The sequence below is a fragment of the Cellulomonas sp. ATA003 genome (genome assembly GCF_031582905.1).
Taxonomy (GTDB): domain Bacteria; phylum Actinomycetota; class Actinomycetes; order Actinomycetales; family Cellulomonadaceae; genus Pengzhenrongella.
The window spans coordinates 2,546,016-2,565,841 of record NZ_CP133990.1; the positions used below are offsets into that span (position 1 = coordinate 2,546,016).

Sequence of the window (19,826 nt, forward strand, 5' to 3'; positions counted from 1 at the left end):
GGCGGTCCAGCGGCGCACGCGCGGCGGTGGTGTCGCGCGTCACAGGGTCAGCCGGACCCCCGGACGGTCGTCGTCGCCGCCGCGGACGCCGCTCAGACGCCGCTGCGGGAGTCGCTGCCGGTGTCGGCGTCGGCGTCGGCCCCCAACCGGGACGCGAGCTTCGCCCGTCCCGCGCCGACCTGGGTCAGGAGCCGCTCGAGGTCGCCCTCGAAGGCGGCGAGCCGGCGGTCGCAGTACTCGTCGGCGTCGCGGCGCAACCCCTCGGCGACCCGCTCCGCCTCGGCGACGATCTCCGCGGCCCGGCCGCGCGCGGCGTGGGAGATCGCGTCGACCTCGACGAGCTCGGCGGCGCGCTGGTGGGCGGCGGCGACGATGGACTCCGCCTCCACCTGCGCCGCGACGCGCGCGGCGTCCGCGGCCGCGAGCAGCTCGTCGGCGCGGCCGAGCTGGGTGGGCAGCACCTCCCGGGCCTGGTCCACGAGGTCGAGCAGCTCGACCCGGTTGACGAGCACCGAGGACGACATCGGCATCGCCCGGGCCTGGGTGATCGACGCGGCGAGCGCGTCGAGGATCCCGGTCAGGCCCTCGGGCTGGGTCCGGTCGAACTCGAGCTCGGACTCGGGGTAGCTGTCGGTCATCGGGTCATCCCTCCTTGCGCGGGCAGGGCGCCCAGCGCGTCGCGTACGGCGTGCTCCACACCGGCGGGCACGAGGTCGCCGACGGCGCCTCCGTGCCGCGCCACGTCCTTGACCAGCGACGACGCGATGTGCGCGAGCGCCGGGTCACCGAGGACGAACACGGTCTCCACACCGGTGAGGTGGCGGTTCATGAGCGCCATCGGGACCTCGTGGTCGACGTCGGCGCCGCCGCGCAGCCCCTTGACCACGGCCGCGGCTCCGACGTCGCGGCAGAACTCGCTGAGCAGCCCCGGCACCGGTTCGACGCGCACGCCGGGCAGGCCCGCCACAGCGGCGCGGGCGAGCTCGACGCGCTGCTCGAGGGTGAGCAGGGCGCTCTTGGAGGAGTTGCGGGCGACGCCCACGACGACCTCGTCGAACATCGCGCGGGCCCGCCGGACGACGTCCAGGTGCCCGAGCGTGATGGGGTCGAAGGACCCGGGGCAGACGGCGACGGTCACGGGCGTCAGGGTATGCCAGCCGTCAGGCCGGCGACGTATGCCGGCCGTCAGGCCGGCGACGCGAACCACACGACGGTCTCGCCGTAGGCGCGGCGGTCGGTGCGGTCGATCCCGGCCGGCCAGGTCGGCTCGGCGCTGCGCGAGGACCGCTCGACGACGACGACGGCGTCGTCGGCCAGCGCTCCGGGTGCCGCCAGGCCGTCGAGCACGGCGGCGAGCTCGACGTCGCCCAGCTCGTAGGGCGGGTCGACGAGGACGAGGTCCCACGGCGCGACGGGAGGGCCTGCACGAAGCGCTCGGCGCGCTGGGTCACGACCTGCACGCCGGCCAGGCCCAAGGTCGCGACGTTGCGGCGGCACACGTCGGTGGCCGCCCGCGCCGAGTCGACGAGGGTCACCGCGGTCGCGCCCCGGCTCGCGGCCTCGATGCCGAGCGCGCCGGACCCGGCGAACAGGTCCAGGACCCGGGCGCCGTCGACGGCCCCGAGGTGCTCCAGCCGGGAGAACAGCGCCTCGCGGACCCGGTCGCTCGTGGGCCGGGTGCCCTTCGGCGGGACCCGCAGCGTGCGTCCGCCGGCCGTCCCGGCCACCACCCTGGTCACGGCGTCACGCTACGCGGCTCGTCCGGAAGGTGGGCGCACACCGCGACCACGACCGCCGACACCACGACCTGGGCGACGACGATCCCCGGGACGACGGTCCCGAGCGAGACCGCGACGAGGACGGGCACCAGGCCCAGCACGACGACGTCCGGCCCCCGGGACAGCACGACCGCCGCGCCGAGCGGGAGCGCGCCGGCGGGGGTCGCGACGAGCGGCCCGGACCAGTCCGGCGGCGGTCGGTACGCCGCTCGCACCGCCGCGCCGGCCCACACCGGCGACGCCGCGACACCGAGCGACACCCACGACGCGACGTCGGCCCCGAGCAGGGCCAGCGGCGCGAAGGCCACGACCGACCAGGCCAGCATCGCGACCGCGGGCACGACCATCCGCAACCGGCGCACCCCTCGTGCACCGAGGGGCAGCAGCCGGTCGACCACGGGCGCCATCTCGGCGCGCCGGGAGCCCTCCGCAGTCGCGAGCGTCGCGACGTACCCGGCGGCGAGCAGCGCGGGCAGCACCACGACGGGCGTGTGCAGCCGGGGCACCGCCAGGACGATCGCGGGCACGGCCGCCGTCGCGGCGAGCTGGACGAGGTGCCGGCCGGAGCGGGCGAGGAGGAGCGCGTCGGCCGTGACCAGGGCGATCCCCGGCGAGCGCACCATGCGCAGCCGGGCGCTGCGGCGGCGTCGTCGGGCGCCGGTGCCCTCGGTGAGCGTGCGGCCCAGCTCACGCGAGTCGAGCGAGATGAGGGCCCCGACCGCCTGGCTCGCGACCGATCCGCTCTCCCGCAGGCGGCGGGCCGGGACGTGCTCGAGCCGGCGGTCGAGCACCACGCCGGCGACGACGACGACCCCGAGCAGCACCCCGACGGTCACCGGTCCGGGCGTGGGCAGCCGCTCGAGGTGCAGCCCGGTGACCGCGGCGGTCAGCGCGAGCACCGGCACCAGGGCCACGAGCACGTCACCGACGGTCGCGATCCGGCGACGCGCGGCGCCGAGCGTCTGCCCGACGCCGGCGCCGAGCACGACCGCCGCCGCCCCGAGGCCACCCACGGCGGCCACGGTGACCGCCCGGGTCAGGGAGGGCGGCTCGGCGTCACGCACCGCGAGGTCGAGCAGCGGGACCACGACGACGCCGACCGCCGCGGCCAGCAGCGGCAACCGGGTCGCCGCCGGCCGCAGCAACGCGCGCCGACCCACCGGCAGGGTGAGCCACCACGTCGCCTCCGCTCCCCGACCCCGACCGGGCCGAGCCGGCCGGCGAGGGACAGCACGGTGCCGGCGAGGCCGAGGACGAGCAGGGCGCCCAGGGTCGGCAGGCTGACCTCCGGGCCGGTGACCGGCGCCCCGGGGTCCACCGGCAGGGCGTCACGGACGCCGTCCACCACCCCGACGGCGACCCCGATCCCGATCACCGTCGTGATGAGCACGCTGTAGACGTCGACGAGCAAAGACCCGACCGACGCGCCGCCGCGCTGCCGTGCCACGGCCGCGGTGTACCGGCGCACCGCGCGTCCGGTGGGGACGGGCCGGTCGAGCGGGTCCAGGTCGAGCGGGTCGACACCCTGCGGGTCGACGCCGTCCGGGACGCCGAGGTCCGGGTCGCCGAGGTCGGAGCCGGCCACGTCCGGGTCGCTCGGGTGCCTCACCGCGTCGGCTCCGCACGGATGGCGTGCACGGCGTCCGGGACGTCGAGGACGACGGACCGGTCGTCGCCGACCAGCACGGCGGCGTCGGCGACCGCGGCGAGCAGCTCGGGGTCGTGGGTCGCGAGCAGCACGGCGCCCCCGGCGGCCGTCTCGGCCTGCAGCCGTGCGGCGAGCGCGGCGCGCATCCGCTGGTCGAGGCGCTGCTCCGGCTCGTCCAGCACGAGCAGCCGGCGGGGTCGGGCGAAGCCCGCGGCGAGGAGCAGGCGCCGTCGCTGGCCCGAGGAGAGCGTCGCCGGCAGCACGTCCCGGTGCCCGGCCAGCCCGAAGTCCGCCAGGAGCCCGTCGACGACCGCCAGGGGCTCGGGGACGCCGTGCCCGCTCGCGGTGAGCACGAGGTGCTCGGCGACCGTGAGCGCCGGGAACCAGGCGTCGTCGTCGAGCACGCTGGCGACCTGCGCGCGGAACGCCCCGTCGCGCTCGTCGACCTCGCTGCCGAGGACCTCCAGGGCGCCGCCCGCGGGCTCGAGCAGACCGAGCACGGCCCGCAGGACGGTCGACTTGCCGGACCCGTTGGGCCCGACGAGCGCCATCGCCCGGCCGGGTTCGAGCGTGAAGGTGACCGAGGCGCACACCGGCTCACCGCCGTACCCGACGAGCAGGGAGTCGGCCCGGACGGCGGGGTCGGTCAGCACGTGCGTCACCCTAGCCAGCGCGGCGGGCCGGTCGTGGGCGTGCCCGCGGTGCCCACCGCACCGGCCCGAGGTGTCGTCGGGCGGCGACCGAGGTGCGGCCCACCCGCGGACCGGAGAGGCTCGAGGCATGTCCTCCTCCCCGCCACCCCCTCCGACGTCGTCCGCCAGGTGGGCGTCCTCGTCCTCGCCGTCCTCGCCACCGTGGGCGCCACGGTCGGGTCCGGCGCCTTCGGCGGCGAGCCGATCGCCCAGACCGCCGGGGGCGCGCTGTCCGCCGACGCGACCCCGGTCGCGCCCGGCTCCCCGCCTTCTCGATCTGGTCGGTGATCTACACCGGCCTGCTCGCGTACGCGGTGTGGCAGGCGCTGCCCGGGCAGCGGAGCGACCCGCGCCAGCGGCGGATGGGCTGGCTCGCCGCGCTGTCGATGCTGCTCAACGCGGCGTGGATCGGCGTCGTCCAGGCGGACCTGCTGTGGGGCAGCGTTGCGGTGATCTTCGCGCTGCTGGCCAACCTCGTGTGGATCCTGCTCATCTGCCTGGACGCGCCGCCGCGGTCACGCGTCGACGCGCTCGTCGTCGACTTCGTGTTCGGCCTGTACCTGGGCTGGGTGACGATCGCGACGATCGCCAACACCGCCGCCGCGATGGCGAGCTCGGACGTCGGTGAGCTCGGCCTGGGCGCGACCGGCTGGTCGGTCGTCCTGCTGGTCGCGGCCGCCGTCATCGGCCTCGGCTACGCGCTGTACACCCGGGGCCGCCTCGGGATCGCGCTCGCACTCGCCTGGGGCCTGACCTGGGTCGCGATCGCACGGACCACGGACGAGCCGCGCGACACGACGGTCGCGATCACGGCCGGGGTCGCCGCGGCGGTCACCCTCGGGTCGGCGGTCGTCGTGCGGCTGCGCACCGCCCGCTCCGGCGACAGCGCCCAGCGCGCGCGGGGCTGACGGGCCGCGAGCCGCACCACGGGCGTGGGCACGGGTCGACCGCCGTCGGCCGGGGACCGCTCGCTCCCTCCGGTGGCGTCACCCGAGAGCCAGCAGCCGGCGCACGACGGCCTCGACGCGCAGCAGCACCAACGGGTCGACGGCGCCGAAGCGGCGACCGAGACGGTCCGGGGAGATGGCCCGGACGTCCTCGCACCGCAGGTAGCTCGTCTCCGCGAGCCCCGAGGCGCCGGGCTCGACCTCGATCCTCGTCGGCGAGTCCCACCGCGTCCGGGTCAGCGGGACGACCACGACGACCGGAGGGCTCGAGTCGAGCCACGGCTGGGCGCTGAGGATCAGCACCGGTCGGGCGCCGGCTTGCTCGTGCGCCACCGCCGGACCCAGGTCGGCGAGGAGGATGTCGCCGCGGTTCACCAGCCGCCGGCCCTGCTGACCGCCTCGTCGTCCGGGTCCACGAGGTCGTCGAGCGCGACACCCGCGTCGACGACCCGGTGCTCCTCGAGGACCGGGGCGGGGACGGACGCGTTGGCCGCGCGTGCCTGGGCCCAGAACTCCCGTTCCTCGACCTGATCCAGCGCCTCCGCGATCGCGCTCGCCAGCGTCGTCCGGGTCCTGGCCGCACGTCCGGCCAGGCGGTCTCGCAGCTCACGCGGCACCTTGATGGTGGTCATGTCAGCCATACCGTCAAGTATACCGAGAGGTAGACCAGCGTCCTAGGACCGCTCGAGGTACTCCTCGCGCTCGCCGGTGAGCTGACGGTCGATCGCGGCGACCAGCGCCGGCCACGTCGCGAGGGTCGGGTCCTGGTCGACGAGCGCCCGGGCGTCCCCACGGGCGCGGAGGATGAGGTCGGCGTCACGGGTGACCCGCAGCAGCCGCAGCGAGCTCGCCGCACCGGACTGCGCGGCGCCGAGCACGTCACCCTCCCGGCGCAGCTCGAGGTCCACCGACGCCAGCGCGAACCCGTCCGTGGTCTCGGCGAGCGTGGCCAGCCGGACGCCGGCCGGCGTGGCCGGCGGTGCGTGCGACACCAGCAGGCACAGGCCGGGGTCCGACCCTCGCCCCACCCGGCCGCGCAGCTGGTGCAGCTGCGAGAGCCCGAACCGGTCGGCGTCCAGCACCACCATGACGGTCGCCTGCGGGACGTCGACGCCGACCTCGATGACGGTCGTCGAGACGAGCACCGGGACCCGGCCGGCCGCGAAGTCGGCCATCACGCGGTCCTTCTCGTCCGGCGCCATCCGCCCGTGCAGGACGCCGATCGCCACGTCGGCGAGCACCGGTCGCGACCGCAGCTCCTCGGCGACCTCGGTGACCGCGCGCAGGGGCCGCGGCGTCCCCGCGCCGCCGTCGTCGTCCGGCACGAGGTCGACGCCGTCCCCGGCCTCCTCCCCACCCCCGGGCACGGGCGCGTCGTCGGCGTCGATGCGCGGGCACACGACGTACACCCGCCGGCCGGCGTCGACCTCCTCGCGGGCGCGGCGCCAGGTCCGCTCCGTCCAGGCGGCGTTGTCCGCCGGGACGACGTGCGTGGTCACGCCGCTGCGCCCGGCGGGGACCTCGGTCAGGGTGGACGTCTCGAGGTCGCCGAAGACGGTCATCGCGACGGTGCGCGGGATGGGTGTCGCGGTCATGACGAGCAGGTGCGGCGTCGTCGTGCCCTTGGCGCGCAGCAGGTCGCGCTGCTCGACGCCGAAGCGGTGCTGCTCGTCGACGACGACGAGGCCGAGGTCGGCGAACTGGACGGTCTCGCTGAGCAGGGCGTGCGTGCCGACGACGATCCCGGCGGCGCCGCCGGCGGCGTCGAGCAGGCTCGCGCGGCGGGCGGCGGCGCCCTGCGAGCCGGTGAGCAGCGCGACGCGGGTGCCGTTGTCCGCGCCGCCGAGGAACCCGCCCTCCGCGAGCGGACCCAGCAGGGCGCGCAGCGTGCGCGCGTGCTGCGCGGCGAGCACCTCGGTCGGGGCGAGCAGGGCGGCCTGACCGCCCGCGTCGACGACCTGAAGCATCGCGCGCAGCGCGACGACGGTCTTGCCGGACCCGACCTCGCCCTGCAGCAGCCGCTGCATGGGCCGCGGCTCGGCCAGCTCGGCGGCGATCTCGTCGCCCACCTCACGCTGACCGGCGGTGAGGGTGAACGGCAGGCGCGCGTCGAAGTCGTCGAGCAGCCCGCCGGTGCGGCGCGGGCGGGCCGTCGCCTGCTCGGCCGCCGCCCGCGCCCGACGGCGCGCCAGCTCGGCCTGCAGGACGAACGCCTCCTCGTAGCGCAGCCGGTCCCGGCCCCGGCGCCAGTCGGCGTCCGTCTCCGGCTCGTGCACGAGCCGCAGCGCCTCGTGCAGACCCGCCAGGCCGCGTTCGGCCCGGACCGACTCCGGCAGGGGGTCGGGCAGGTCCGCGGGCGTGAGCGGGTCGAGCACGGTGCGCACGCTCGTGGCGATGCGCCACGAGGGGATCGCCGCGGCCGCGGGGTAGATCGGGATGGGGCGGCTCGCCTCGGCGAGCGCCTCGTCGGCGTCCTCGACGTCGACGCCGATGATCCGGTAGTCCGGGTGGGTGAGCTGCCGGTCGCCGCGGTACTCGCCCACGACCCCGGTGAAGAGCCCCACGCGCCCGGCGCGCAGCTTGTGCTCGTGCATCCGCAGCGCGCCTGCCCCCTTCGCGAAGAACGTCAGGTGCAGCCGGTGCGTGCCGTCGGTGACGACCGCCTGGAGCATCGAGCCGCCGCGGGACCGCATCGGCCGGACCGTCGCCTGGCGCACCTCCGCCATCACCGTGACGTGCTCGCCCACCGCGAGCGAGGACAGGTCGGTGAGCGTCCCGGGCTCGGAGTAGCGCCGTGGGTAGTGGCGCAGGAGGTCCCCGCTGGTCTCCAGGCCGAGCTTGGCGAGCGCGTTGCCGGTGCGCGGGCCCAGCAGGCGGCCGAGCGGCTCGGCGAGCCGGTCCGCCGACGCACCGACGACGACGTCACCCAGCTCGCTCGTCACGTCCCGCGGCCCCCTCGTGTCGCCCGCACCGGCCGGCGCGGGTGCTGCGTGCACCGTACGACCCGCCTCCCTCACGCCGCACACCTCACTCCACTGCGAGCGCGACGGCGGGGTGGTGCTGCCCCCGGGCAGGACGACGACCTCGACCCCGGGATGGGTCGCGGCGAGGCCGTCCGTGAGCGCGCCGGCGAGCGCCTCGGTCACCTCGTCGACGGTCTGCCCGGGCGCCGCCGCCCCGACGAGCGCGGTGACGACCTCGCCGCGGTCGTCGAGCAGGCGCCGGACCTCGGCGAGCACCGGCCCCCCGTCCGGCGAGTCGACGGCACCGGTGCGGACCGCGGCGAGCCCGGCGCGCATCGCGGCCACCCGGTCCGCGGCCGAGCCCGCGGTGTCCGAGGTCCCCGCGGCGAGCGCCACGACGACCTGGAGGTCGTCGGACGCGTCGAGCACGTCGACCGGGACGGGCGACCCCGCGGCGGCGTCCTGCGCGGCGGCGAGGGTCGCGGGGGCGCCGGGCAGGACGACGACGCGCATCGCCCCCGTGTCCACGACCGCCCGCCGGACCGCCCGGGCCGTGACGGGTCGTCCGGTGTGCACGAGCACCACGGCACCCGACCGCGCGAGGTCGGCGATCAGTCCGGGAGCGCCGGTCCCCACGACGACCCCCAGCCGGCCCGCCGCAGACGTCGGGGTCGCGTGTCCCACCCCGTCCACCGTCGCCCGGGGTTGCAACCGGCGCACGACGACCTGGCTGCGCACCCCGAGGCCCCCGGCCGCGACGGCGGCGTCGGGCCGGTCGGTGTGCACATGCACGTGCCAGCCGTCCGCGCCGCCCACCACGGCGACCGACGACCCGAGCGCCTGCAACCGCCGGCTGAGCTCGGGCGCGAGATCGCCCCCGTCACCGGGCTCGGCCCCGTCCCCATCACCGGGTCCGGACCCGGGCGCGTGCGTCTCGACCACGTACATGACCTCGAACTCGCCGTCGTCGGCGGCGTGCCCGGGGCCGGGGCCCGGGCCCGGGCCGGCACGGTGCGCGTGGTCCACGGCGGTCGGGTGGTGGGCGTGGGCCGCGGGTCCGCCGGACCCCGCCGCCGGCGGACCCGCACCCTCGCTCACCGGGCCCGCGGCCGTGACCGGTGGGTGACCGAGCGCGCCCGCGAGCGCCTCGAGCAGCACGACGAGCCCGCTCGCGCCCGCGTCCACGACTCCCGCCGCGCGCAGCACGTCGAGCGCCTGGGGGCTGCGTGCGACTGCGCTCCGGGCCCCGGAGACCGCCGCTGCGACGACGGCGTCCGGTCCGGCACAGGTCCCGGCCAGCGTGCGGGCCGCGGTGGCGGCGGCCGTCGCCGCGGTGAGGATCGTTCCCTCCACCGGACGGGCCACCGCACCCCGGGCCGCACGCTGCGCGTGGTCGAGCGCGATGGCAACACCCGCGGCTTCCCCGCCGCCTCCCGGTGCGCGACGGCGAGGCCGTCGGCGAAGCCCTGCAGGTACTGGCTCATGATGACGCCCGAGTTGCCGCGGGCCCCGAGCAGGGCGCCCCGGGCGAAGGCCGCGGCGACGCCCGCGGCGCCTCGGTCACCGGTCGGGTCACCGGTCCCTGCTGTGCCGCCCGTGACGTGCTCCGCGACGTGCTCGGCCGCCTCGGCGATCGTGAGCGCGAGGTTCGTGCCCGTGTCGCCGTCGGGCACCGGGAAGACGTTGAGCCGGTCGATGGGGCCGCGCGCGGCGTCCAGCGCGGCCGCGGCCGCCGTCGCCCAGGCGCGTACCGTCGCTGCGTCCACGTGCCTCCTCCGCCCTCGCGCCGACCGTGCGCCGCGTCCGCTGCCGGCCGCGGGTGGTGGCGCGGCGCACAGCCTGCCGCACCGCTGCACGTTTGGGGCTGCGGCCGGCGTCGGCTAGTCTGTGCAGGTTGCCCGGCCGCGTCGGGCAGTGACGGAGCGCCCGGTGCGCGCCGCAACCCCCGACCATTTCTCGCGCGTACATCCGCGTGCACGACGATCAGGAGAGACCGTGGCTGCCAACTGCGACGTCTGTGGCAAGGGCCCCAGCTTCGGGCACAGCATCTCGCACTCGCACATCCGGACGAAGCGTCGCTGGAACCCGAACATCCAGCGTGTCCGCGCCCTGGTGGGCGGCTCGCCCAAGCGCGTGAACGTGTGCACCTCGTGCCTGAAGGCCGGCAAGGTCGTCCGGCACGTCTGACCTGCGCCCCGCACGACGACGAGAGCCCGCCCGGTCCACGACCGGGCGGGCTCCGTCGTTCCTGGGCTCCGTCGTGCAGGGATCGCGGCACCGGTCGCCCGTCCGGACGACCCCCGACGCGCCCGGGAGGTCCACCCACCGGCAGATCGCTGCACCGGGACGCGTCCGGATGGCATGGTGACCCCATGGGGGAAGACGAGGTCATCATCCGTCGCGCCGGCGTCGAGGACGCACCGGCCATCTCGCGCGTCCACGTCGCGTCGTGGCAGGAGGCGTACGCGGGCATCGTCCCGACCGACTACCTGACCGCGCTCGACGCGACCAAGCGTCAGGAGCGATGGGCCGAGCACCTGCGCAACGGCCCGCGTGACGACGTGCGCACCTGGGTGGCCGACGACGGCGCCCGCATCCTGGGCTTCGCGTCCGTCGGGCCGGCGCGCGACGAGGACGCCGGCCGCGACGACGAGGAGATCTACTCGATCTACCTCGACCCGAAGATGTGGGGCAAGGGCGTCGCGCGTGACCTCATGCGGACCGTGCTGTCGGAGGTGTCGTCCTCCGGCGCCCTGACGCTGTGGGTGCTCGCGGACAACAGCCGCGCACGCCACTTCTACCGGCGGCACGGCTTCACCCCGGACGGCGCCGAGCGCCTCGAGGAGCTCGGCGGCGTCCAGCTGCTCGCGGTCCGCTACCGCCGCGGCTGAGCCGACCGGCGTTCCGGGCGCAGCCCAGGTCTCCTGCCGACGGGTCCGTCGCCGGGCGTTCAGCCCCCGAAGTGGTCCCACCCGGTCGGCCCCTGCGGCGGTACCCGGCCGGCGACCCGCACCGGCACGCCGTCCCCCGGGTCCGGACGGACCGTCCCGACCCGCCGGAACGGCTCCGGCAGCGCTGCGCCCGCGGGGAAGGTCGCAAGCAGCCCGTGGTCCTCGCCGCCGACGAGGATCCAGTCGTGCGGCGACCGGTGGAGGACCACGGCCGCCGCGCCCAGGGCCGCGTGGTCGTCCGGGAACGCCGTGCTGACCGCGTCGAGGTCGAGGACGACGCCGCTCGCGCGCGCGATCCGCGCGGCGTCGCGCAGCAGCCCGTCCGACACGTCGAGCATCGCCGTCGCTCCGGCCGCCGCGGCCGCCGGCCCGGCGGCGACCGGGCACTCGGGACGCAGGTAGGCACGCACGAGCTCCGGCGCTGCCGCGCCCGCCCCGGCGAGCAGGAGGTCGAGCCCGGCCGCCGAGCGTCCCCGGACCCCCGCGTGCGCGACGACGTCGCCGGGGCGCGCCCCCGAGCGCAGCACCGGCGCGCGGCCCGCGAGGTCGCCGTGGACGGTGACGGAGACGACCACGGCGTCCCCACCGGACAGGTCACCTCCGACGACGCCGACGTCGTGCGGGCCGCACGCAGCGGCCAGCCCGCGCGCGAACCCCGTCACCCAGTCGACCGGCAGGTCGGGCGGTGCGACCAGGGTCACCACGACGCTCGTCGGCCGGGCGCCCATCGCCGCGACGTCCGCGAGGTTCTGCACGGCGGCCCGCCGGCCGACGTCCTCCCCGGACGACCAGTCGCGCCGGAAGTGGCGCCCCTCGACCAGCACGTCGGTGGAGACGACGACCCGTCCGTCCGGGGCACCGACGACGGCGGCGTCGTCCCCCGGACCGAGGAGGGTCGCGCTGCCCGCGGGCAGCAGGGGGAAGATGCGGGCGAGGAGTCCGTCCTCGCCGACGTCGGCGACCGTGAGCCCCGGCTCGCCGCCCGGTCCGTCGGCCGGGACGGACGAGCCGGACGGGCTCGGGCCGGGGGCGCGGGCGGCTCGGAGGTCACGGCGGTCACCGTACCCACCGCCGGGTTACGGTGGCGGCCGTGACCGCCCCCCACCCCACCCGCCGCACCGGTGCCACCCGACGGTCCGACCGGACCCGCGCCGCCGCGCTCGGCCTGGCCGCGGCCGTGACGCTCGGCGGGTGCACGTCCGCGGTCCAGGTGTCGGCCGCCCCCCACGCGGACGACCCGCTGTGCGCGAGCGTCGTGCTCGCCGTGCCGGACGTGCTCGGGGACGCCGAGCGCCGCCAGACCACGAGCCAGGGCACCGTCGCGTGGACCGAGGGCGACGGCGAGCCGATCACGCTGCGCTGCGGCGTGGACCCGCTGCCACCCACGACCGACCAGTGCGTGACCGTCGACGACGGCCGGGGCACGAGCGTCGACTGGGTCACGATCCCCGGTGACGAGGCGACCGGGGACCCGTGGACGTTCACGACCTACGGGCGCCTGCCCGCGATCAGGGTCGAGGTGCCGCTGTCGGTCACGGCCGAGCGGTCGACGTCGTTCCTCGTCGACCTCGGGCCGGCCGTGTCCGCGACCGAGCAGTCGCGGTCGTGCCTGTGACGACCCGCGTCCGCCTCAGCGCAGCCCGGTGGGGCGCGCCAGCGCGAGGGTGAGCAGCTCGTCGATGAGGTCGGGGTAGGCCAGCCCGGACGCCTCCCACATGAGCGGGTACATCGAGAACGGCGTGAACCCGGGCATCGTGTTGATCTCGTTGACCACCACGCCGTCGTCCTCGGTGACGAAGACGTCGACGCGTGCCAGGCCCTCGCACCCGACCGCGTCGAAGGTGCGCACCGCCATCCGGCGCACCTCCTCGAGGATCGCCGGGGGCAGGTCGGCCGGGCAGGACAGCTGCACCCCGGCCTCGTCGAAATACTTGGCCTCGAAGTCGTAGAAGCCGTGCCGGCTGTCGGTCACGACGATCTCCCCGGGCAGCGAGGCCCGGGCGGGCTCCCCGGGGCGACCGCCGAGCACCGCGCACTCGACCTCGCGACCGACGACGCCCGCCTCGACGATCACCTTGGGGTCGTGCTCGCGGGCGGCGGCCACGGCCGCGGGCAGGTCCGCGAGGTCGTCGACGCGCGAGATGCCCAGGCTCGACCCGGCCCGCGCCGGCTTGACGAACACCGGCAGCCCGAGGCCCGCGACGGTCTCGGTCCACAGCACCGGGTTGCGCTCGAACTCGCCGGGGCGGATGACCGTGAACGGGGCGATCGGCAGGCCCGCACCCGCGAGCACCAGCTTCATGAAGTGCTTATCCATGCCGACCGCCGACGCCAGGACGCCGGCGCCGACGTAGCGCAGGTCCACGAGCTCGAGCAGCCCCTGGACCGTGCCGTCCTCGCCGAACGGGCCGTGCAGGAGCGGCATGACGACGTCGACGGTGCCCAGCGGCTCCAGGTCGCCGGACGCGCGCAGCACCTGCAGCCCGCGGTCGTCGGCCGACTGCGGCAGGAGCACCTGGTCCCCCGCGGACGGGACCTCGGGCAGGCGCCCGTCCGCGATCGACCACGCGTCCGGGTCGTCGTCGACGAGGATCCACCGCCCGGTGCGGGTGATGCCGACGGGCAGCACGTCGTACCGGGTGCGGTCGATGGCGCGCAGCACGCCACCCGCGGTCGCGCAGCTGACAGGGTGCTCGCCGGACCGTCCGCCGAACAGCAGGAGGACGCGGGGCCGAGCCGGCTCGGGAGGGGTCACAGGAGGGGCGCAGGCAGGGCTGCGGGCGTCGGTTCCATCGCGCCCGACCCTACCGGCCGGGCGTGGCCCGTCCGGTCGCGCCACGGCGCGCGCCCACTAGCCTGACGCCGTGGATCCCCAGACCCCCGACCCCGCCGCCGGCACGCTCCACGGCACCCCGGACGCCGACGGCGCGTCGTCCGGCACGCACGCCGACCCGGCCCACCTGTCGCCCGCCACCGTGGCCGTGACCTCGGGCCGGCCCGAGCGCGCCCAGGGCGGCCCGGTGAACCCGCCCGTGGTGCTGTCCTCGACCTACGTGTCGACCGGCACGCCCGGGCCCGGGGAGCTGCTGTACACGCGGTCCGGCACCGAGACGTGGGTGCCGTTCGAGCGGGCGCTCGCCGACCTCGAGCGCGCGGCGCAGCCCGCGCTCGTCTTCTCCTCCGGCATGGCGGCGATCGCCGCCGCGCTGTCCCTCGTCCCGGTCGGGGGGCGCGTCGTGGTCCCGCGGCACGCGTACCAGGTCACGCTCGGCTTCGTCGACGACCTCGCGTCCCGCGCCGGCGTCGAGGTCGTCCGGGTCGACATCGCCGACACCGCCGCCGTCGTCGCGGCGGTCCGGGCGGCCCCCACGTCGCTGCTGTGGGTCGAGTCGCCCACCAACCCCATGCTCGAGGTCGCCGACTTGCCCGCGCTCGTCGACGCGGCGCACGCCGAGGGCGTCCCGGTCGCGGTGGACAACACCTTCGCGACGCCCCTCGGGCAGCGGCCCCTGGAGTGGGGAGCGGACGTCGTCGTGCACTCGGTGACGAAGTACCTCGCGGGGCACAGCGACGTCGTCCTCGGCGCCGTCGTGGTCGACGACGCCGCCCTGCGCGACCGCTTCCTCGCCTACCGGACGCTGCACGGTGCGATCGCCGGCCCGTGGGAGGTCTGGCTCGCGCTGCGCGGGATGCGGACCCTCGCGCTGCGGGTCGAGCGGTCGCAGGCCACCGCCGCCGAACTCGCCCGGCGCCTCGCGGAGCACCCGGCCGTCGCCGAGGTGCGGCACCCGTCGTTGCCCAGCGACCCGGGCCACGAGCGCGCCGCGGCCCTCATGACCGGGTTCGGGTCGATCATCGGCCTGCGACCGGCCGGGGTGCGGCCGCGGCCGACGCGGTCGTCGACGCCGTGCGGCTGTGGGTGCCGGCGACGAGCTTGGGCGGTGTGGAGTCGAGCCTCGAGCGGCGCCGCCGGTTCGCCACCGAGTCGACCACCGTCCCCGAGGACCTGCTGCGGCTGTCGGTCGGCATCGAGGACGTCGAGGACCTGTGGACGGACCTGGCGGCGGCGCTGGACGCAGCCGCGGGATGCCCCTGACGTCCGGCGTCCCCCGGCACCTCCCGCACCGGCTCAGCCGGCCGCCCTGGATTCGTCCGCGGCGTGCAGCTGCAGGACGGTGGCGGTCAGCGGGAGGTACCCGCGCAGCTCGGTGATGAGTCCGTCGGCGAGGTCGTAGTGGACCGAGTAGGTGATGGTCACCGGCGTGCCGGTGGGGGCGATGCCCGCGAGCTCCCCGACGTGCGACCCGATGAGCTGCGCCTCGATCGCGGCGGAGTCGTCGTCGCAGACGAGCCGTGTGCACACGAACCGGCCGGCGAACGTGTCGGTGTGCAGGTTCACGACGGCGTCGCGGACGGCGTCGCGGCCGCGCGTGACCTCGTGCGTCTCCATCAGGACGAGCGCGACGTCCTCGGCGAGGTACCGGGCGAAGTCGCCCTCGCTCGCCAGCTCGTCCAGGTACCCCTGCATCGTCTCGCGCACGGCCATCGCGTCCATCGCGCCCCTCCTCAGGTCGTGTGACGTCCACGCCCCGGCCGGCCAGGACGACCACCCACCCACTGTGGCCCCGACCGGCCGCGCGGTCCATGTCTGCGCCCCCGGCGGCGAGCGCCGCCCCGAGGTGGCCCCGAGGGTCGGCCGCTCCCGCGACAGCGTCCGGGCGATGACGTCAGCGGTCGTGCTGGGGCTACAGCCCCTCGGAGCGGTGCGGGCGGCCCAGCAGGAGCGGCGCGAGCTCGTCGACCGGCAGACCTTCGTGGAGCACCGCGACGACGGCGGCGGTGATCGGCATCTCGACGCCGACCGACTCGCCGAGCTCGAGGATCGACCGGCAGGACTTCACGCCCTCGGCGGTCCCGCCGGTGACCGCGAGTGCCTGCTCCAGGGTCAGCCCCTGGCCGAGGTGCGACCCGAGGGTGTGGTTGCGGGACAGCGGGGACGCGCAGGTCGCCATGAGGTCGCCCATCCCGGCCAGGCCGGGGAACGTCTCGGCGTCGGCCCCGAGCGCGAGACCGAGCCGGGTGATCTCGACCAGGCCGCGGGTGATGACGGTCGCCATGGTGTTGAAGCCCAGGCCGCGCCCCTGCGCGATGCCGACGGCGAGCGCGATGACGTTCTTCGCGGCCCCGCACAGCTCGACCCCGACGACGTCGGTGTTCGTGTACGGCCGGAAGTAGGGAGTCGCGCACGCCGCGGCGACCCGGCGCGCGACGGCCTCGTCGGCGGCGGCGACCACGGTCGCGGTCGGCTGCCGCTCGGCGATCTCCCGGGCGAGGTTGGGCCCCGACACCACCGCGACCCGGCCGTAGTCGATCGCGAGCGACTCCGCGACGACCTGGCTCATCCGGCGGTCCGACGTGAGCTCGACGCCCTTCATGAGCGACACGGCGATCGCTTCCGGCGGCACGTGGTCGGCGAGCGGCTCCAGGGTGGCCCGGACGCTCTGCGACGGGATCGCGACCACGACGAGGTCGGCGCCGTCGAGCACCGCGAGGGCGTCCGACGAGGCGCGCAGCCCCGCCGGGAGCTCGATGCCGGGCAGGTACTCCTCGTTGCGGTGCTCGACCGTGATGTCGTGGCACACGTCCGCGCGGCGGCCCCACAGCGCGACGTCGCACCCGGCGTCGGCCAGGACCGCGGCGAAGGTGGTGCCCCACGCACCCGTGCCCAGGACGGCGGCCCGCAGCCCGGTCACGCGGCGCCCGGCCCGGTGCCCGGTCCGGTGCCGGGCACGACGTCCGGCGCGGCGTCCTCCTCCGGCGCGGGCGAGGCCGGCCCGACGACGGCGTCGTCGTCGGCCGGGACCGTGCCGCCGGACCGTGCGGCCGCGCGCCGTACGTCGAAGCGGACGGCCGGTGCGGTGCCACCCCGGACGCCCTCGAGCAGCACCGTGATCGCGGCCATCACGCGCTCGGTCGCCTCGCGCAGCGTCGCGGTGTCGAGCGGGCGGCCGTAGAGGTCGTCCAGGTCGACCGGCGGGCCGGCGACGACGGTGACCCGCTTGCGCGGGAACGGCTTGAGGACCTTCTTGTACTGGCCCAGCAGGTCCTGCGCCCCCCACTGCGCGATCGGGACGACGGGCGCCTGCGTGGTCAGCGCGAGCCGGGCGACCCCCGTCTTGCCCACCATGGGCCACAGGTCCGGGTCGCGGGTCAGGGTGCCCTCGGGGAAGACGGCGACGCACTCCCCCGCCGCGATGGCGTCGACCGCTGCGCGCAGGGAGTCCCCCGCCTGGGCGGAGTTCCGGTAGACGGGGATCTGCCCGGTGGCCCGCAGGATCGGCCCCAGGACCGGGACCCGGAACAGCGACGACTTCGCCAGGATCTTCGGGGCGAACCCGGTGTCGTACAGGTAGTGCGCGAACGTCAGCGGGTCGACGTTGGTCATGTGGTTCGCCGCCGCGATGAAGCCACGGTCGGTCGGCAGGTGCTCCGTGCCGTGCCAGTCCGGGCGCGTCATGGAGAACAGCAGCGGGCGGACCACACGCGCGACGTTGCGGTAGGCGCGGTTCGATCGTCGGGGGCTGGCACGGCGAGGATGCTACCGGTCGGCCCCCGGCGACCGGTCCGTGCGGTCGGCGTGGGACGCGGGTCAGTCGCGGCTGAACTCGGCGCCGAGCGCGGTGAGCTTGTCGGTGAAGTGCTCGTACCCGCGGTCGATGAGCCCGATCCCCCGGACGGTCGACGTGCCCTTCGCGGCGAGCGCCGCGATGAGGTGGCTGAACCCGCCGCGCAGGTCGGGGACCTCGATCTCGGCGGCCTCGAGCGGCGTCGGGCCGGAGACGACGGCGGAGTGGCGGAAGTTGCGCTGACCGAAGCGGCACGGCCGCCCGCCCAGGCACTCCTTGTAGACCTGGATGTTCGCCCCCATGCCGACGAGCGCGTCGGTGAAGCCGAACCGGTTCTCGTAGACGGTCTCGTGCACGATCGACAGGCCCTTGGCCTGGGTGAGCGCGACGACGAGCGGCTGCTGCCAGTCGGTCATGAACCCGGGGTGGACGTCGGTCTCGAGCACGATCGAGTTGAGGTCGCCGCCCGGGTGCAGGAAGCGGATGCCGTCGTCGTCGACCTCGAACTCGCCGCCGACCTTGCGGAAGGTGTTGAGGAACGTCGTCATCTCGGGCTGGGTCGCGCCGCGGACGTAGATGTCGCCGCGCGTGGCCAGGGCCGCCGAGGCCCACGACGCCGCCTCGATGCGGTCGGACAGCGCGGTGTGCTGGTAGCCGCGCAGGCGTGGGACGCCCTCGATGCGGATGACGCGGTCGGTGTCGACCGAGATGATCGCGCCCATCTTCTGCAGGACGTTGATGAGGTCCATGATCTCAGGCTCGATCGCCGCGTTGGCGAGCTCGGTCAGGCCCTCGGCGCGCACCGCGGTGAGCAGGAGCTGCTCGGTCGCCCCGACGCTCGGGTACGGCAGCGCGATCTTGGTGCCGTGCAGGCCGTGCGGCGCCCGGATGTGGATGCCCTGCTCGCGCTTGTCCACGACGGCGCCGAACTGCCGCAGGATGTCGAGGTGGTAGTTGATCGGCCGGTCACCGATCCGGCAGCCGCCCAGGTCGGGGATGAACGCCTCGCCGAGCCGGTGCAGCAGCGGGCCGCAGAACAGGATCGGGATGCGGCTGGAGCCGGCGTGCGCGTCGATGTCGGCGACGTGCGCGGACTCGACCTCGCTCGGGTCGAGGTGGAGGGTCCCGGCGCCGTCGTCGACGGCGACCTCGACCCCGTGCAGCTCGAGGAGCCCGGTGACGACCGCGACGTCGCGGATCTGCGGGACGTTGCGCAGGACGCTCGGTGTCTCCCCGAGCAGGGAGGCCACCATCGCCTTGGAGACGAAGTTCTTGGCCCCGCGGACGGTGATCTCTCCACCGAGGGGGTGCCACCGTTGACGTAGAGCAGATCGGTCATGGTGCCCATCGTCGCCTACGGTCCCCCCTGCCACCTAGCGACCTCGCGGGCGTGCCGCGTCACAGCGCCAAACCTTCACACCGGGCCCGCATCCCGCACCCCCTCGCCCCCATACGCCGAGTGCGACGTCTCGCACCGTTGGGGCATGCTCAACGGTGGGAAACGTCGCACTCGGCGGGGTGGGGCGGCGGCTAGTTGAGGGCGGTCGCGCCGGAGCCCGGGGCGCCGATCTGCACCGGCACCGGACGCGCGGCCTCGATCTCGACCGACGGCAGGTGCTTGGCGGGCAGGGTCTTCGGGCGCCACGGCTCGCGCCGCGCCTCGAAGTCGACGATCTCCGACTCGTGGTTCAGCGTGAGACCGATGTCGTCCAGCCCCTCCATGAGGCGCCATCGCGTGTAGTCGTCGACGGTGAAGGGCACGACGACGTCGTCGGCCACCACGGTGCGCTCGACGAGGTCGACGGTCACCTCGGTGCCCGGCTTGGTCTCCAGGACCTTCCAGAGCAGCTCGAGGTCCTCCGGGGCGACGACGGCGGCGAGCAGCCCCTGCTTGCCGGAGTTGCCGCGGAAGATGTCCGCGAACCGCGACGACAGCACGACCCGGAACCCGTAGTCCTTCAGGGCCCAGACGGCGTGCTCGCGCGAGGAGCCGGTGCCGAAGTCGGGGCCGGCGACGAGCACCGACCCGGACGAGTACGCGGGCTGGTTGAGGACGAACGCGGGGTCACCGCGCCAGGCGGCGAACAGCGCGTCCTCGAAGCCGGTCCGGGTGACCCGCTTGAGGTACACGGCCGGGATGATCTGGTCGGTGTCGACGTTGCTGCGGCGCAGCGGCACGCCGACCCCGGTGTGCTGGGTGAACTTCTCCATGGTGAGGGTC

General features: G+C 75.9%; 19 protein-coding genes and 5 pseudogenes. 6 read left to right on the forward strand and 18 right to left on the reverse strand.

From position 1 onward, the window contains the following. Positions 1 to 92 precede the first annotated feature (92 nt). The 6 genes and pseudogenes from REH70_RS12675 to REH70_RS12700 form a co-directional block, all read right to left on the reverse strand. Positions 93 to 638 (reverse strand): hypothetical protein, encoded by a 546-nt coding sequence (locus REH70_RS12675; protein WP_310747641.1) that lies wholly within the window; start codon positions 636 to 638, stop codon positions 93 to 95. After that, the gene (gene coaD, locus REH70_RS12680; protein WP_310747642.1) at positions 635 to 1,138 is read right to left on the reverse strand and encodes a pantetheine-phosphate adenylyltransferase; all 504 of its coding nucleotides are present in this window, start codon (positions 1,136 to 1,138) and stop codon (positions 635 to 637) included. The genes REH70_RS12675 and coaD overlap by 4 nt, the downstream gene beginning before the upstream one ends. 47 nt (positions 1,139 to 1,185) lie before the next feature. Then, positions 1,186 to 1,739 (reverse strand): annotated as a pseudogene (rsmD, locus tag REH70_RS12685) (16S rRNA (guanine(966)-N(2))-methyltransferase RsmD). Continuing rightward, complete coding sequence (locus tag REH70_RS12690) at positions 1,736 to 2,923, reverse strand: DUF6297 family protein (protein ID WP_310747644.1); 1,188 nt, start codon at positions 2,921 to 2,923, stop codon at positions 1,736 to 1,738. The pseudogene rsmD and the gene REH70_RS12690 overlap by 4 nt, the downstream one beginning before the upstream one ends. Then, complete coding sequence (locus REH70_RS12695; RefSeq protein WP_310747646.1) at positions 2,815 to 3,387, reverse strand: hypothetical protein; 573 nt, start codon at positions 3,385 to 3,387, stop codon at positions 2,815 to 2,817. The genes REH70_RS12690 and REH70_RS12695 overlap by 109 nt, the downstream gene beginning before the upstream one ends. Continuing rightward, entirely contained in the window at positions 3,384 to 4,079 is a 696-nt protein-coding gene (locus tag REH70_RS12700) for an ATP-binding cassette domain-containing protein (RefSeq protein ID WP_396134526.1), read from the reverse strand. The genes REH70_RS12695 and REH70_RS12700 overlap by 4 nt, the downstream gene beginning before the upstream one ends. Positions 4,080 to 4,247: 168 nt before the next feature. Between REH70_RS12700 and REH70_RS12705 the strand changes: the two genes are divergently transcribed. Both REH70_RS12705 and REH70_RS12710 read left to right on the forward strand, forming a co-directional pair. Continuing rightward, positions 4,248 to 4,406, forward strand: coding sequence for a hypothetical protein (locus REH70_RS12705; protein WP_310747648.1), 159 nt, complete (start codon positions 4,248 to 4,250; stop codon positions 4,404 to 4,406). Next, positions 4,403 to 5,026 (forward strand): tryptophan-rich sensory protein, encoded by a 624-nt coding sequence (locus REH70_RS12710; protein ID WP_310747649.1) that lies wholly within the window; start codon positions 4,403 to 4,405, stop codon positions 5,024 to 5,026. The genes REH70_RS12705 and REH70_RS12710 overlap by 4 nt, the downstream gene beginning before the upstream one ends. 78 nt (positions 5,027 to 5,104) lie before the next feature. Here REH70_RS12710 and REH70_RS12715 read toward each other — a convergent pair whose 3' ends face one another. The 5 genes and pseudogenes from REH70_RS12715 to REH70_RS20715 all read right to left on the reverse strand — a co-directional run. After that, on the reverse strand, positions 5,105 to 5,440 hold the full coding sequence (locus REH70_RS12715; protein ID WP_310747651.1) for a type II toxin-antitoxin system PemK/MazF family toxin: 336 nt from the start codon (positions 5,438 to 5,440) through the stop codon (positions 5,105 to 5,107). After that, complete coding sequence (locus REH70_RS12720; RefSeq protein ID WP_310747653.1) at positions 5,437 to 5,706, reverse strand: hypothetical protein; 270 nt, start codon at positions 5,704 to 5,706, stop codon at positions 5,437 to 5,439. The genes REH70_RS12715 and REH70_RS12720 overlap by 4 nt, the downstream gene beginning before the upstream one ends. Positions 5,707 to 5,739: 33 nt before the next feature. After that, positions 5,740 to 7,995 carry an ATP-dependent DNA helicase RecG gene (locus REH70_RS12725; RefSeq protein ID WP_396134750.1) on the reverse strand — a complete coding sequence of 752 codons (2,256 nt, stop codon included), beginning with the start codon at positions 7,993 to 7,995 and terminating at the stop codon, positions 5,740 to 5,742. A 339-nt stretch (positions 7,996 to 8,334) separates the two neighbouring features. Next, positions 8,335 to 9,432 (reverse strand): annotated as a pseudogene (locus REH70_RS12730) (DAK2 domain-containing protein); the annotation flags it as partial. A gap of 50 nt (positions 9,433 to 9,482) precedes the next feature. Beyond that, a pseudogene (locus tag REH70_RS20715) lies at positions 9,483 to 9,884 on the reverse strand (DAK2 domain-containing protein); the annotation flags it as partial. 139 nt (positions 9,885 to 10,023) lie between these two features. On the opposite strand from REH70_RS20715, the gene rpmB reads away from it, so the two are divergent. After that, positions 10,024 to 10,215, forward strand: a complete 192-nt coding sequence (gene rpmB / locus REH70_RS12735; protein WP_310747655.1) for a 50S ribosomal protein L28 — start codon at positions 10,024 to 10,026, stop codon at positions 10,213 to 10,215. Between the two features lie 185 nt (positions 10,216 to 10,400). Further along, complete coding sequence (locus REH70_RS12740; protein ID WP_310747657.1) at positions 10,401 to 10,919, forward strand: GNAT family N-acetyltransferase; 519 nt, start codon at positions 10,401 to 10,403, stop codon at positions 10,917 to 10,919. 59 nt (positions 10,920 to 10,978) lie between these two features. On the opposite strand, the gene REH70_RS12745 is transcribed toward REH70_RS12740, so the two are convergent. Further along, on the reverse strand, positions 10,979 to 11,905 hold the full coding sequence (locus REH70_RS12745; RefSeq protein WP_396134752.1) for a thiamine-phosphate kinase: 927 nt from the start codon (positions 11,903 to 11,905) through the stop codon (positions 10,979 to 10,981). A gap of 164 nt (positions 11,906 to 12,069) precedes the next feature. On the opposite strand from REH70_RS12745, the gene REH70_RS12750 reads away from it, so the two are divergent. Then, positions 12,070 to 12,594, forward strand: coding sequence for a DUF3515 domain-containing protein (locus REH70_RS12750; RefSeq protein ID WP_310747659.1), 525 nt, complete (start codon positions 12,070 to 12,072; stop codon positions 12,592 to 12,594). A 15-nt stretch (positions 12,595 to 12,609) separates the two neighbouring features. Here REH70_RS12750 and REH70_RS12755 read toward each other — a convergent pair whose 3' ends face one another. After that, complete coding sequence (locus REH70_RS12755; protein ID WP_310747661.1) at positions 12,610 to 13,734, reverse strand: D-alanine--D-alanine ligase family protein; 1,125 nt, start codon at positions 13,732 to 13,734, stop codon at positions 12,610 to 12,612. A gap of 205 nt (positions 13,735 to 13,939) precedes the next feature. Between REH70_RS12755 and REH70_RS12760 the strand changes: the two are divergent. Then, a pseudogene (locus REH70_RS12760) lies at positions 13,940 to 15,075 on the forward strand (trans-sulfuration enzyme family protein). 33 nt (positions 15,076 to 15,108) lie between these two features. Here REH70_RS12760 and REH70_RS12765 read toward each other — a convergent pair. From REH70_RS12765 to leuD, 5 genes and pseudogenes are all read right to left on the reverse strand, one after another. Then, the gene (locus REH70_RS12765) at positions 15,109 to 15,534 is read right to left on the reverse strand and encodes an ester cyclase (RefSeq protein ID WP_310747662.1); all 426 of its coding nucleotides are present in this window, start codon (positions 15,532 to 15,534) and stop codon (positions 15,109 to 15,111) included. 190 nt (positions 15,535 to 15,724) lie between these two features. After that, a complete protein-coding gene (locus tag REH70_RS12770) occupies positions 15,725 to 16,723 on the reverse strand; it encodes an NAD(P)H-dependent glycerol-3-phosphate dehydrogenase (protein ID WP_310754286.1) in 999 nt (332 codons plus the stop codon). A 5-nt stretch (positions 16,724 to 16,728) separates the two neighbouring features. Beyond that, complete coding sequence (locus REH70_RS12775) at positions 16,729 to 17,520, reverse strand: lysophospholipid acyltransferase family protein (RefSeq protein WP_310747663.1); 792 nt, start codon at positions 17,518 to 17,520, stop codon at positions 16,729 to 16,731. A 108-nt stretch (positions 17,521 to 17,628) separates the two neighbouring features. After that, positions 17,629 to 18,944, reverse strand: a pseudogene (gene murA / locus REH70_RS12780) (UDP-N-acetylglucosamine 1-carboxyvinyltransferase). Positions 18,945 to 19,135: 191 nt separating this feature from the next. Next, a complete protein-coding gene (leuD, locus tag REH70_RS12785; protein WP_310747665.1) occupies positions 19,136 to 19,816 on the reverse strand; it encodes a 3-isopropylmalate dehydratase small subunit in 681 nt (226 codons plus the stop codon). Positions 19,817 to 19,826 lie beyond the last annotated feature (10 nt).

Bases quoted from the DNA above. Each gene is read 5' to 3' on its own strand.
- REH70_RS12740 (WP_310747657.1), top strand. From the start codon at position 10,401: ATGGGGGAAGACGAGGTCATCATCCGTCGCGCCGGCGTCGAGGACGCA.
- REH70_RS12720 (WP_310747653.1), bottom strand. From the start codon at position 5,706: ATGGCTGACATGACCACCATCAAGGTGCCGCGTGAGCTGCGAGACCGC.
- REH70_RS12675 (WP_310747641.1), bottom strand. From the start codon at position 638: ATGACCGACAGCTACCCCGAGTCCGAGCTCGAGTTCGACCGGACCCAG.
- leuD (WP_310747665.1), bottom strand. From the start codon at position 19,816: ATGGAGAAGTTCACCCAGCACACCGGGGTCGGCGTGCCGCTGCGCCGC.
- REH70_RS12765 (WP_310747662.1), bottom strand. From the start codon at position 15,534: ATGGACGCGATGGCCGTGCGCGAGACGATGCAGGGGTACCTGGACGAG.